The sequence below is a fragment of the Rothia sp. HMSC062H08 genome (genome assembly GCF_001810775.1).
Classification (GTDB): Bacteria; Actinomycetota; Actinomycetes; order Actinomycetales; family Micrococcaceae; genus Rothia.
Genome location: NZ_KV802665.1, coordinates 1 through 12,953, shown reverse-complemented (window position 1 = coordinate 12,953; position 12,953 = coordinate 1). Strand labels below are relative to the sequence as shown.

General features: G+C 58.2%; 12 protein-coding genes. 2 read left to right on the top strand and 10 right to left on the bottom strand.

The annotated features are described in order from the left end of the window. Positions 1–78 precede the first annotated feature (78 nt). The 6 genes from HMPREF2765_RS02820 to rsmI all read right to left on the bottom strand — a co-directional run bounded on the left by HMPREF2765_RS02820 (position 79) and on the right by rsmI (position 6,440). Positions 79–1,089 (bottom strand): GHMP family kinase ATP-binding protein, encoded by a 1,011-nt coding sequence (locus tag HMPREF2765_RS02820; protein WP_070604213.1) that lies wholly within the window; start codon positions 1,087–1,089, stop codon positions 79–81. 68 nt (positions 1,090–1,157) lie between these two features. After that, positions 1,158–2,030 carry a 16S rRNA (adenine(1518)-N(6)/adenine(1519)-N(6))-dimethyltransferase RsmA gene (gene rsmA / locus HMPREF2765_RS02815; RefSeq protein WP_012904036.1) on the bottom strand — a complete coding sequence of 291 codons (873 nt, stop codon included), beginning with the start codon at positions 2,028–2,030 and terminating at the stop codon, positions 1,158–1,160. Between the two features lie 45 nt (positions 2,031–2,075). Then, the gene (locus HMPREF2765_RS02810) at positions 2,076–2,897 is read right to left on the bottom strand and encodes a glycosyltransferase family 25 protein (protein WP_070604212.1); all 822 of its coding nucleotides are present in this window, start codon (positions 2,895–2,897) and stop codon (positions 2,076–2,078) included. A gap of 385 nt (positions 2,898–3,282) precedes the next feature. Further along, positions 3,283–4,104: a glycosyltransferase family 25 protein gene (locus HMPREF2765_RS02805; RefSeq protein ID WP_070594019.1), complete on the bottom strand. Its 822-nt coding sequence runs from the start codon at positions 4,102–4,104 to the stop codon at positions 3,283–3,285. A gap of 230 nt (positions 4,105–4,334) precedes the next feature. Next, a complete protein-coding gene (locus HMPREF2765_RS02800) occupies positions 4,335–5,408 on the bottom strand; it encodes a TatD family hydrolase (RefSeq protein WP_049346771.1) in 1,074 nt (357 codons plus the stop codon). 66 nt (positions 5,409–5,474) lie between these two features. After that, the gene (rsmI, locus tag HMPREF2765_RS02795; protein ID WP_049346772.1) at positions 5,475–6,440 is read right to left on the bottom strand and encodes a 16S rRNA (cytidine(1402)-2'-O)-methyltransferase; all 966 of its coding nucleotides are present in this window, start codon (positions 6,438–6,440) and stop codon (positions 5,475–5,477) included. Between the two features lie 197 nt (positions 6,441–6,637). Here rsmI and HMPREF2765_RS02790 point away from each other — a divergent pair, with 197 nt between their 5' ends. Beyond that, complete coding sequence (locus HMPREF2765_RS02790; RefSeq protein WP_070594018.1) at positions 6,638–8,284, top strand: dolichyl-phosphate-mannose--protein mannosyltransferase; 1,647 nt, start codon at positions 6,638–6,640, stop codon at positions 8,282–8,284. A 168-nt stretch (positions 8,285–8,452) separates the two neighbouring features. On the opposite strand, the gene HMPREF2765_RS02785 is transcribed toward HMPREF2765_RS02790, so the two are convergent. The 3 genes from HMPREF2765_RS02785 to HMPREF2765_RS02775 all read right to left on the bottom strand — a co-directional run bounded on the left by HMPREF2765_RS02785 (position 8,453) and on the right by HMPREF2765_RS02775 (position 10,592). Then, on the bottom strand, positions 8,453–9,787 hold the full coding sequence (locus HMPREF2765_RS02785) for a TIGR01906 family membrane protein (protein WP_070604211.1): 1,335 nt from the start codon (positions 9,785–9,787) through the stop codon (positions 8,453–8,455). A 146-nt stretch (positions 9,788–9,933) separates the two neighbouring features. After that, entirely contained in the window at positions 9,934–10,155 is a 222-nt protein-coding gene (locus HMPREF2765_RS02780) for a DUF3499 family protein (RefSeq protein WP_049346776.1), read from the bottom strand. A 20-nt stretch (positions 10,156–10,175) separates the two neighbouring features. Next, positions 10,176–10,592, bottom strand: coding sequence for a WhiB family transcriptional regulator (locus HMPREF2765_RS02775; RefSeq protein WP_005506882.1), 417 nt, complete (start codon positions 10,590–10,592; stop codon positions 10,176–10,178). A 651-nt stretch (positions 10,593–11,243) separates the two neighbouring features. On the opposite strand from HMPREF2765_RS02775, the gene HMPREF2765_RS02770 reads away from it, so the two are divergent. Continuing rightward, positions 11,244–12,044 carry a TIGR03089 family protein gene (locus tag HMPREF2765_RS02770; protein ID WP_070604210.1) on the top strand — a complete coding sequence of 267 codons (801 nt, stop codon included), beginning with the start codon at positions 11,244–11,246 and terminating at the stop codon, positions 12,042–12,044. 124 nt (positions 12,045–12,168) lie between these two features. Here the strand turns inward: HMPREF2765_RS02770 and HMPREF2765_RS02765 are convergent, their stop codons facing one another. Further along, positions 12,169–12,786, bottom strand: coding sequence for a GtrA family protein (locus HMPREF2765_RS02765; protein ID WP_012904046.1), 618 nt, complete (start codon positions 12,784–12,786; stop codon positions 12,169–12,171). Between the last annotated feature and the right edge of the window lie 167 nt (positions 12,787–12,953).

The window sequence follows — 12,953 nt, the reverse complement described above, 5'->3', positions numbered from 1 at the left end:
TGATATAAGGAATGCCGGTTCTAGATTGAATCTAGAACCGGCATTCTTCATATATTCAGCGCTCAGCTACAGCGGCAACTAAGGGTGATTCAGAACCGCACTGACCGCGCTGACCGCGTGGTTGCCCGCAGCGCGAAGAGTGGAGGCAAGAGCCTCCGCCCGAGCCTGCGAAGAAACCAGCAGAAGCACCGTCGGACCGGAACCGGACACCAGGGAGGCGTACACGCCCTCGCTATCGCGCAGGTTCAGAGTCTGCTCCAGCTGCGGGGCGCAGGACAGCGCTGGAGCCTGCAGGTCGTTACGGAGCAGCGGCGCCAAGGAGGCGAGCGCCGCCTCCGAACCATCATAAGAGTTCAGAGCTTCCAGAAGCTCTGCAGGTTCCACCAGCTCACCGGAGGCAGGGTACAGCCCCGAGGCGCGGCCCGCATCCAGCTGTTTGAAGACGCTGGGGGTGGAGAGGCCAAACTGCGCGGCAACAATCACCAGGTGCAGAGGCTCCCGAGGCGCCACAACATTCTGCAGCTCGGTACCGGTCCCCTGCCCCAGGGCGAGGGTCTGCCCGAGCGCGGCGCGCACGCTAAAGGGAATATCGGCACCCAGCTGCGCGGCGAGACGTTCATAATCTGTCTGGGTCAGGAGCGCACCGGTGCGGCCGGTTGTGTGCAGGTAGCGGTCTGTAGCAATGAGGGCGGCAGCCGCATCCGCTGAGCCGCCAGCCATACCGCCTGCCACGGGCACAGCCTTCGCAATATGCAGGTGCAGCGCCGGGACAGATTCGATGCCGTGCTCCGCAAGAATCAGCGCAGCGGCACGATACACGAGATTCCGCTCATCCATCGGCACATCGGCTGGGTCGAACTGCCCCGCCTGCATCTGCTGATCCACCAGGGAGCCGGGCACAATATCCATGCTCAAGCTCAGCCCCGGTGCCTGCCCCTCAGAGACCGTGATGGTCTCTGTCAAAGAGACCGCCGCAAAAAGCGTAGTCAACGGGTGGTAGCCGTCCGGACGAACATCCCCCACGGCAAGGTACAGATTGACCTTGCCGGGAGCATCAACCGAAATAGCGGTCTGGGAGGCGGTACTCATCAGCGCATACACCTTTCGCGAGGGAACTCGCGTGAGAACGTCAGTGAAAAATTTAGAGCGGGAAGAAGCTATTCCACTACAGGCTCAGCCGGGACAGTCAGCGAAGCCTCCGCAATGCGGATAAAACCGTGAATATCCAGCTTCTCGCCGCGCTCCGTCGGAGCGATACCGGCAGCCACCAAAATCTGCTCCGCGCGCGCTCCGGAGCCCGCCCAGGAGCTCAACGCGGCACGCAGGGTCTTACGGCGCTGAGCGAAGGCCGCGTCCACGATCGTGAACACCAGGTCGCGGTCAACGGTAGAGAGCGGCTCTTCGCGCATGCGGAAGCCGACCAGGCCAGAGTTAATCTTCGGTGCAGGCCAGAACACGTTCTTGCCAATCACGCCCGCCTTATACACCTCGGCATACCAATTAGCCTTCACCGAGGGCACACCGTAAATCTTTGAACCCGGGGTCGCCGAAAGACGGTCGGCGACCTCATCCTGAACCATCACCAGGGCGTGACGGATACTCGGGAACTGCGCAAACAGGTGCAGAAGCACCGGAACCGCCACGTTATAGGGCAGGTTCGCCACCAGAGCATCCGGAGTGCGAGGCAGCTCGGTGACCTTCAGTGCATCCATAAGCACCACGTCAATATCGTCCGCCTTCTCGGGGCGGAACTTCTCAATCGTGTGCGGAAGCTGCTGCGCCAGCGGCGGGTCAATCTCAACCGCAACCATATCCTTCGCAGCATCCAGGATGCCGAGGGTCAACGAACCCAGGCCCGGGCCGACCTCCAGCACCGTCTCCTCCGGTGAAATCTCTGCCGCATTGACAATACGACGAATCGTATTGGGGTCAATCACAAAGTTCTGCCCAAGAGTCTTCGTCGGACGAATACCGAGCATCTCGGCAAGCTCGCGAATCTCAGCAGGGCCGAGCAGGGGCAGATCGTTCACAGCGTTCCTTCACATAGATGGATGGTGGGGAGGTTACAGTTTAGATTACCGCGAGAAACGCTGCTTTACCTCATCAACAGTGGCTTCCAGAACGTTCTTAGCGTTCGTAATACGCTTCTTCGGAGCCAAAGCAATACGCACTCGATCCAGAGGACCAGTACCGTGCTGGAGGCTATTCACCTTATCCAGATGACGCTTACCGGACTCCAAGATGACGCTACTACCCTCCCAGCCGCACAGGCCCGGCTGCACAAAACGCACATCCACACCCCACTGCTGGTACAGCTTGTAATCATCAGCCACAGTACCCGGCACCTTATCTTCAAACTGCTTGAGCAGCAGCTCAGCACCCGAACGGGAAATCAAATACAAGCCGGTGCAAATCAGGGGCCAGCCACCGTAGGGCTTACCCATACGGTACTTACCGTGCACAAAAGGAGACAGCAGGGACAGGCGGATGTATTCCACCTGCGGGTTCAGCTTGCCGGCTTCATTCGCAAAAGAATCGCTGAGGTTTACCAGGTGCACCTGCGGGTACTTCGTGATAATCGCGTTCACGACCGCCTCAGCATCCGGAGAAAGAAGGATGTCGTCTTCGGCAATCAGCGCCCAATCGGCGTCACTTGCAACAAAGTCACGCCACATCTTCACATGGCTGAGCATGCAACCCTTCTCCGCGGGGCTCGGGTCGCGATGCCAGCGGCTACGGAAAAACTCAACGTCAAATTCTTCATCAGTGACGTGATTATCGCGGTTATCCACCGCAGAATAACGGACAAAATCCTGCGCGGGTGCGCCCACCGAATAGAACGAGTCAAAACGGTTCGCGCCATCCAGGCCCAGAACATACTTCAGAATCTTTGCCATGTTTTTCCCTTCAATAGCTCATCCAGAAGACCTAAGCAGTAGAAGATCGCGTCGGTTAATGATGAGTTTTCAGAACTTCAGACCACCTGCACAACAGAGGGGTTCATCAATCTTAAAAATCAGTGCGTAAACGGCAGGGAGTCTGAAATATTGAGCGTGTGATAAATACGCACACCGCAGTGCAACGTAAAAAGAATTCTATCATTCACCATGCGCCAATCTCAGGTCTCCTCAGGTTAAAACGCGATGTGGCACGCGTCGTACTGGTGCACAGCAAAAATCCCCTCCCTACCGGATATACACAATAGGGAGGGGATACTGGACAGGCAGAAGACCCACATATTTAGATTTTTATGTGATGACAGTAGCCCAATCCGTCTCTGGGTTATCGTCCCAGGCGCTGCTTCACATCATCAATGGTGGCTTCCAGAATATTCTTCGCGTTCGCAATACGCTTCTTCGGCGCCAGGGCGATGCGCAACCGATCGAGAAAACCAGTGCCATGCTGCGTGCTCTTGAGGCTTTCCAAGTGACGAACGCCAGAAGTTTGAATGAGGCTAGTACCTTCCCAACCGCATAGACCGGGTTGCACCAAATATACGTCTACCCCCCATTCTCGATAGAGGGAATAATCATCGGCAACAACGCCAGGAACCGTCTCTCCATAACATTCCACGAGTCGTTCAGCCCCAGAACGCGAAAGAAGATACAGGGCAGCACCATACAGAGGCTTTGAACCATAGGCATTACCCATACGGTACTTGCCGTACACAAAAGGAGAAAGCAACGAAAGACGGGGATAATCAACCTGCGGGTTGAGCTTGCCAGCTTCAGAAGCGTAGATATCGCCCAGGTTAACCATCTGCACGTGAGGATACTTTTCAATAATCCTCTCCACTACAGGCTGCAGGTCAGGGGAAATGAGGACATCGTCTTCTGCCAGCAAAGCCCAGTCGGCATCTGAAGCGAGGAAGTCCTTCCACATGTGGTAGTGGCTCAAAGCGCAACCCTTTTCAGCAGGCCTCGGCTCTTTACCGTAACGAGCCAGGAACAGTTTGCTATCGAATTGTGCATCAGTGACGTGATTATCACGGTTATCCACCGCAGAATAACGCTGAAAACCTTGAGCGGGTGCCCCCACCGAGAAGAAAGAATCAAACCGGTTAGCGCCGTCCAGTCCCAGAACGTATTTCAGAATTTTTGCCATAGTGTCCTCCTAAAGCACCAATCACCGGGAGCAAGGCACAAAACCGAGTGAGAGTTCTTGCACCCCTAATTTTTAAGCGCATTCTTTTAGACGCAAAACATGCCTAAAGTACTACGCGCCAGATCATGGCATAGCTGTTTGAGTGAGTTATTTGTAGTCGCTACAGTCTAGCACGCAGACACGCACCGCGAGGCGACTCCAAGTAGCTATCCGCTACAGGCTGTACGTGCCTACCACTGACCGTAAACGCGCTCCGAATTCTCACGAATACGGCGGCAGAGCGCCTCCAGCTCCTCGCCGCGGTGAGCCGCCATGAACCGCACCGTGTAGTTCGTCATGTAGGACGCATTCGGGCGGCCGCGGAACGGATGCGGAGTCAAGAACGGCGCATCGGTCTCAGCCAGAATCAGCTCCGGACGAGCCATCTCCAACGACTCCTGAATACCCTTCGAGTTCTTGAAAGTCACCGTGCCGGCAAAGCTCATGTACCAGCCGCGCTCATTGCAGATTTCGGCAAGCTCCGGGCCGCCCGAGTAGCAGTGGAACACGGTACGTTCCGGTGCGCCCTCTTCATCCAGGATGCGCACAACATCCTCGTGCGCGTCACGGTCATGAATCTGCAACGCCAGGTTGTGCTTCTTCGCAATGCGAATATGCTCGCGGAAGCTGTAGTGCTGTGCTTCCTTACCCTCCTCGCCGGTGCGGAAATAGTCCAGGCCGGTCTCACCAATAGCGCGTACACGGTCGGCGGTGGCGAGCTCGTCGAGGGTGGCTAGCGCCGCCTCCAGCTGACCGGCTGTAGCCAGCTCGGGGGCGGTATTGGGGTGAATCGCAATGGCGGCGAGGACACGCTCATCAGCCTGCGCGGCGGCGACCGCGTACAGGGAGGAGGGGATATCATATCCGACCTGCACAATGGCGGCGATGCCGAGCTTTTCGCCGGCGTCGAGTGCATCGCGGGCGCTGATTTCTACTTCGCCGTCGAGCAGGTCCATGTGGGTGTGGTTATCCACGATGGGGTACGGCAGCGGTTCGGGGGCGGGCGGGAAGACCAGATTGCGGCTGCGGCCGTTCTCGCCGGTGGTGGAGCGACGGCGGGTGCCTTCTCCCCCTTCGGCGTCGCTGATGCCGGTGTAGAGTTCCGCCTTATAGGGTGCGGGGACTTCACCGGGGACAGGCGTCCAGCCGTTAGGCAGGGCGGTTGCCTGGAGTGCCGCGGGGGTGGGCAGGGTGTAGTTCGCCAGGGCGGCGAGGGAGTTCAGGTACTCCTGGGTGATTTCAGGACCGGGATAGCTCTGACACATTGATAAATCCTCGGGATAAAACAGCGGGGTAAAACTTAGGGGGTAAAATTGCGCGGTGATTCTGGGCTATTCGGAGCGGGCAGCCAGTGCCGCCTCATACAGGTCGCGCTTGGAGGTGCCGGTCTCAGCGGCAACCGCGGCGCAGGCGCTCTTGAGGCGCTCGCCGCCCGCTACACGGTCGAGGACCAGTTGCACTACGTCCTGTGCTTCGGGGGTTTCGGGGGCTTGTGCACCCTCGACAATAATGACGATTTCGCCGCGGACGCGCTCAGACTCAGCCCATTCGGCAAGCTCTGCCAGGGTACCGCGTCGAACCTCTTCGTGGAGCTTGGTTAGCTCACGGCTGACAGTTCCACGGCGGTCGGCGCCGAAGGTTTGCACAAAGTCCGCCAGGGTTGCGGCAGTGCGGTGCGGGGATTCGTAGAAGATCATGGTGCGTTCCTCCGCCGCTAGCGATGCGAGGCGGCGGGTGCGCTCGGAGCCCTTGCGGGCGAGGAAGCCTTCGAAAGTGAATCGTCCGGTGGGCAAACCGGAGAGCGCGAGCGCGGTCAACGCCGCGGAGGGGCCGGGCACCACGGTGACGGGCAGGTCGGCTTCTGCGACGGCTGCGGCGGCAACGTAGCCGGGGTCGGAGATGGCGGGCATGCCCGCGTCCGAGAGCAGCAGCACACGCTGACCGTCCTGTACCGCCTGCACGATGGTTTCGCTACGTTCGGCTTCGTTGTGGTCGTGGTTGACGATGATGCGGCCGCGGGTGCGCACACCAAGCCCGGAGGCGAGGGTTCGTAGCTTGCGGGTGTCTTCGACGGCGATGAGATCTGCGGTGGCGAGGGCTGAGCGCAGTCGGTCGGAGGCATCGGCAAGGTTGCCGATGGGGGTGCCGCCGAGGATGAGCACGCCGCCTTCTTCGGAGGTGACGGCGGTGTCAGCGGTATCAGCGGTGTCAATCTCGAGTGCCTTGACCGTTTCTGAGGGGGCTGTGGTTTCTGAGGGGGCGGCGGTTTCTTCGGTGTATTCTGCGGGTGCGGTCATGGCAGGCCTCATGTCTGTGTCTGGTCTTCGTGTACCCACTAAGTGTAACGCCCGCGCTCAATCCGGTGCCGGGTGGGCTTACCGGGTGAGCCCGCCGATAGAAGTAGCTAGTGCGGGTGGGGCTCCGAGCGCGTCATATATGCTGTTCACGGGCTGAAATGGTGCATCGTGCGTTCTGACCCTTTAGGATTGATGGGGTGAAGATACCTAAGCTACTTTCTCCCGCATCTGCCGCTCCAGCTGGTCAGGCTGATTCGGCCCGTTCTTCGTCTGAACGCGGTCGTTACGGCCTCGATTCTCTGCTGGATGCGCTCGCTGTTGCCTATATTCGTGCCCCGCGTTGGGGTTGGTTGGCGCCCGCATTGATTGTGCTGGTTGCCGGCATTCTGCGTTTTTATAATTTGGCGCATCCGAATGCCATTGTTTTTGATGAGACGTACTACGCCAAGGACGCCTACTCGTATGTGCATTATGGCTATGAGTTGAGCTGGTCGAAGGACGCTAATGCTTCCTTTGCGGCGGGTCACCCGTCGGGTCTGTTGACGGATTCGCCGGAGTATGTGGTGCATCCGCCGTTGGGTAAGTGGATGATTGCCGCGGGCATGGCAATTTTTGGTGATAATAATCCCTTTGGTTGGCGTGTTTCTGCTGCGGTGATTGGCACCCTGTCGGTGGCGTTGATTGCCTATGCTGGCTGGCTGCTGTTCCGTTCGATGACGGTGGCGACTATTGCGGCTCTGCTGGCTGCGGTGGATGGCCTGATGCTGGTGGAGTCTCGCCTGGCTCTGCTGGATATTTTCCAGATGTTCTGGATTTTGGCGACTTTTGTGTGTCTGGTGCTTGACCGTATTCAGGCGCGGCGCGTGTTGGCGCGCAATATTGCGGAGGCGGCACGCCAGAATAGCGGTGTGCTTCCGCCGATGCCGTGGGGCCCAAGCATGGGTCTGCGCCTGTGGCGTTTCGCGGCCGGTGTGTGTGCCGGTGCCGCGGTGGGCGTGAAGTGGAATTCGTTGTTCTTCATTGCGGCTATGGGTCTGCTGACGGTGTTCTGGGATATTAATGCTCGCCGTATTGTGGGTCTGAACAAGTGGGGTTTGACGGCGCTGGTGCGTGACGGCATCCCCGCGTTCTTCCAGATGATTGGTGTGGGTCTGCTGGTATATCTGAGCACCTGGGCGGGCTGGTTCCAGTCGTCGAATGCGTATTTCCGCCGCTGGGCGGTTGAGAACCCGGGCAAGGGTGTCATGTGGCTTCCTGAGGATTTGCGTTCCCTGTGGGAGTACCATGTCTCGGCGTTTAAGTTCCATTCTGGTTTGAGCAGCCCGCATACGTATTCTTCGCAGGCGTGGCAGTGGCTGGTTTTGGGTCGCCCGACCTCGTACTACTATGAGTCGCCGAAGCTGGGTTCTTCGGGTTGTACCGTGAAGTCCTGTTCCGAGGCTATTTTGAATATCGGTAACCCGGCGATTTGGTGGGCTTTTATTCCGGCGATTATTGTGGCGCTTCTGGTTCTGCTGCTGAAGCGGGATTGGCGTTTTGGCGCGCTGCTGGTTGTGTTCGGTGCGGGCTATTTCCCGTGGTTTATGTACCCGACTCGCACGATGTTCTACTTCTACGCCCTGTCCTTTGAGCCGTTCCTGATCCTGCTGTTGGCGGGTGTTTTGGGTCTGGCGCTGTCGGGTGCTCGTGGTTCGGTGTTGCGTGCTCGTTTGGGCGTGACGCTGGTGGCGATTTACCTGGTGGGTGTGCTGGTGTTGAGCGCGTACTTTATGCCGCTGTGGACTGCTCAGGTGATTCCGTATGAGCAGTGGTATTCGCATATGTGGTTTAAGTCCTGGATTTAGGCTTGAGTTTTAGGCTCGGTTTTTAGGTTCGAGCGATGCGAGCTTAGGTATAGCAAAGGGGGCTGGGTTCTACCGTGTGGTAGAGCCCAGCCCCCTTTGTTGTGCCCTTTCCGCGCTGGCTTGCGCGGTGAAGTGGCTGATGATTTTTAGTTGTCGCCGACGCGTGTGTTAGTTGTCGCTGACGCGTGCGGAGGCGAGCTTGACGCGCAGGTCCTGGCGTTCCTGGCGGCGGCGTTCTGCCTTGAGCTTGCGGTATTTGGTGGGCCAGGTGGTCACGAGCAGGAGGGTAATCTGCACTGCCACGAGGACCGCTACGGCGATTGCTGCATCGATCCAGAATTGCGGCGGGTAAAGGCGGATGAGGGAGCTTCGTACGGAGAACTCCCAGTTGCCCTGCAGGAAGAACACCTGGTGGAAGGTGGTGAACAGCCATTCCCAGCCGAAGAAGCCCACAACGCCGAGCACCACGATAAGGCCCAGGGTAATCCACGCGCCCGAGAAAAGGCTGCGGCGGATGGTTCCGGGGGCACGCTCGCGCAGGGAGATGCTGCTGAAGAGCGTCACGAGGAAGAGCACGGCAACGGCTACGGTAGCGATGAGCAGCACCCATTTCACGTCGTGCATGTGGTTTACTTCTGCTTCGGTGAAGGCGAGGGTATTGTCGGCACCGGTGGTGACGCGGGCGAGGTATTCTCGCGGCGCGAAGTTGTTGATGTAGTCCACGCCGTAAGAGCCCAGGCGCATCCTCTCGATGAGGTAGTAGCCGTAGCTGTCTTCGGGGAATCCGGGTCGGTGGTATTCAAGCCAGAGGAAGGGCGCGGAAGCGACGGCACGGATCGCGATCATGAGTACGGTCAGCGGTACGGTGAGCGCGATGAGGGTTGCGCGGAGCTTGAGGAGGCGCGGGGTGTCTTCCACGGCGTCTTCGCGTGCCGCGGCGCGTTCAGCGGCCTCGGGTGAGGCTGCCAGGGAGGACAGAGGCGCGTTGGGGTCTGCGACCGCGTGGGTGTGGCCGGTGCGGGTGGTTTCGGTGCGGTACTTGCGTCCGGCGGTGGAGGCGCTTGCCGCCTCCGCGGTAGCGACGGTTTCTGCTTCAGCGGCTTTTTCGGCTTCTGCTGCTGCCGCGGCTTCTGCTTCGGCGGCGCGCTGCATGGTTTCGCGGTTGAGGTCGCTGAGGGTCGGGTTTTTGGGGGTGCTCTGCGAGTCGCGCACGAGGGGCACGAAGCCGGTGGAGACGTTGGTGCGGGTGCGCACGCGGGTGCCGACGCCCTGTTCACGGAGTTTGCTGCGTGCGGGGACGACGGGTACGGAACCGGTGGGCAGGTCGGGTTCTTCAGCGACGGTGGGTACGTCTGCTACGATGCGGCCGAATGCGCCGGTGTGCGGTGCCGGTTCGCTGGTGACGGTCTCTGCTCGACGAGCTTTGAGGAGTTCTTCGGCGCTATTTCGGCGGATGGCCGGGCGCAGTGCGCCCCACATTCCTCGGTGTGTTTCTTTGCTCATTGATCTCGCGTTCTTTTCGAGTGATCGGTGTTTGAGTGAGTTGCGGGTGTCTGTACTATCTGCCAGTTTCTCATACGCAAAGAACCTTCCGCATGAATTCGCGGAAGGTTCTTTGCATTCGGGTGTTTAATTCTTAGTTTTGAATTCTAGGATTCGGTGGTGTCCTGAACGGGTACCTTGTAGACCACTCGCCAACCCTGAGGTGCCGTCAGTCGTGCGGCGTGGTCGTCGCAGAGGTCATAGGCGTGGGGTTCGCGAAATTCAGAGAGCGCGTCAATGAGTGCCGTGGAATCTGCGTAGGAGTAGTGGAGAGTAACAGTCGCCTCTCGCTGGCAGGTTTGGCGGGAGCACAGTCGTGCGGTCTGCATGTAGATGGTACCTTCCTGGCTTAGCTCGCCTGCTTGCGCAGTCGGCGGCGTTCACGTTCTGACAGCCCGCCCCAGATTCCGAAGCGCTCGTCATTGTCCATTGCATATTGTAGACATTCTTCGCGCACGGGGCATACACCGCATACCCTTTTGGCGTCTCGGGTGGAGCCGCCCTTCTCGGGGAAGAAGGCTTCAGGGTCGGTCTGGGCGCAGAGTGCTTCAGCTTGCCAGGCGAGTTCTCCGTCTTCGCCTTCGGTTCCGTAGAGTCCTGCCGCTGCGGTCCATACGTCGGTGCAGGCAGGCATGTTTCGTTCTGCGTCTGCGAGAAAGGCGTCGGTGGCTTTTTCGAGAGATTGAGTGGGATTCATGCTACGGTGCTGAGCGCCTGATGCGCGCGCGGCCGCGATGGAGCGGTCCGATGCAATGTAGGAGCCCATGGGTTTTCCTTCCGTGTTCTCATTGTGAGCTTAATGAGTCTGCGGATCCGTCGTCGACGGAATCTTAGTGTGTATGGTGTGGCATGGTTCGCTTTGGCCTCTACGGTCCCTCCAAGGCAAACACGCTTATATATCTATTAGACGTGCGACACGCCGTTTCGTCAAACTAGACTTAAACAATATTTAGATGTATGTGTTAGGGGCGTCATATTTAATGTAAATTTGACCTTTATATATTTTCCCACGCACCACTTACCCTCGCTCACACCTAAGGGACACCCAGGTTTTCCCTTCTCCAGGAGTGGTTTCCATCGCCCGCAAATTCCGCATCCTGACTGCAAATATAAGGGTTCATGACGACCATCCCACACGCCCTATACTCGAGATGGGGAAAGATTCTAATAATTAGATAAGAAAAACTTATCTTTTTCACCATGCGGTTTCTGAATATTTTTCGAGGCATTGCGAACCATTTACATTTCCAATTTATATTTATGCCACATTCCAAAATGAGACATTAGGGCTGTCAAACATTTTGAGCCATTAGATTTTTTAAGGCATCCTTAGGCGTTTTTACTTTACCCCTGTATCTTTTACTCCCGCGTCGGCTTCTCCACGCGCCCCACCACACGGTGCGGTAGAGTAAAACCCATGGTTACTCTCTCCCCCACCGGCGCCTCCGTGCCCACAACTCTGAACCGCTTCTTTGAGAAGCTCAGCAGCCAGCAGACTCCCGCCCTCATCTGGTATTCGGTAAATGGCGAGCGCATCGAGCTCTCCGGCAGGGTCCTCATGAATTGGGTTGATAAGAGCGCAAACCTGCTGGTTGAAGAATGCGAACTGGAGCCTGGTGAGGACTTTGACCTTCAGGCTCCCCTGCACTGGCGCACTATTGTTCTGGGCTTGGCGGCGCTGCGTGTGGGCGCTCTGCTGAACCAGGATGAGCCGTTGGTTGCCGCAGTCTGCACCGAGCAGGAGGCTGGCTACACGAACGACCCCGCGTACCTTCTGGCGGTTGATCGTGCCCCGCTGGCGCTTTCTTACACCGGTGACCTGCAGGCGCTGTCCTCCTATGCCGATGAGGTGCTCGATTATTGCGCGCTGGTGCGTAGCTTTGGCGACCAGTACTCCGGTATGCTTCCGGATGACTCGGCAGAGGTGCTTGAGGGCTTCACATACGCAGAGGCGTACGAGCAGGCGCTTGCACAGGCGCAGATTTATCGCACGGCGGGTTATGCGCTGCCTTCGGGTCAGCGTGCGCTCGCGCTGGAGTTGAGCCCCGATTACGCTTTTGATGCGTCGGAGGCGACCATGAGCGCCCTGTTGGAGGTTCTGGCGATTTTGCTCTCCGGTCATGCGGTGTTTGTGGCTGACCCGAGCGTGGACTGGCAGGATGAGCAGCTGGCGTCTCTGATGGATTCCGAGCGTGCAGTGGAGATTCCCCGCAGCTAGTTTCCCGCGCCTAGTGAGTCTTCCAAAGTTTCTAGATTTTTAAAAAACTTATCCCCCGATACAGCGTGTATCGGGGGATAAGTTTTTGGAACAAGTCTTAGCTGATGGTCGGCCTTAGGCGGGTCTAGGAGTTCTGCGAGCCGGGCTTCGACTGCGCCTCGGATGCAGCCGCCTCAGAGCGTGCCTTCTGCTTGGTGGTTTCTTCGCCGTCGAGAATGGCGGCGGCCTCATCAAACATGCGGCCGAGCTCTTCGTGGTCGGTGCCTTCGCCCTTTTCAACCTGCTTGCGGTGCGATCCGTACACCCAGAAGCGGTAGAGGAAGTAGCGAAGAATGGTGCCCAGAATGGTACCGATAATCGTACCGGAGATGAAGGACGCCTCGGGGGTACGCAGGTTCAGCACGTAGGTACTGAATGCCACACAGCCGGCTTCGACGAGAATACCGAGCAGGTTCACCAGACCGAACTCGATAGCTTCGCGCTTCCAGTTTTCGGAGCGGGAGTCGCGGAAGGTCCACAGGCGGTTCATGAGCCAGGAGAAGATGGTTGCGACAACACTCGCTACAACCTTCGCCTTGGTGTGGGACTCCGACATGATGGTCATCATCAGCACCCACACCGTCACAGAGTTGACGATGAAGGCGGCGCCGCCCACGGTACCGAATTTGAGAACCTCAATACCGTAGCTGTCCCAGAGGGATTTCAGGCGTTCGGTAATGGTCGGTTTCGTCTGTGCGCTCATGCGGGGCCTATCTAGCGGGGTTTTATCGGAGAAAAAGGTGCCGATGCTGCGACGGTGAGCGTTGGTTACGTTGTCACTGCGTGGCGCTTCGGTCTCTTTTACAAGCTCTTATATGTTAGTACAGTCCCGGTACGTTGTTGAACTGCCTCCCGTTTCTTGGACAACAA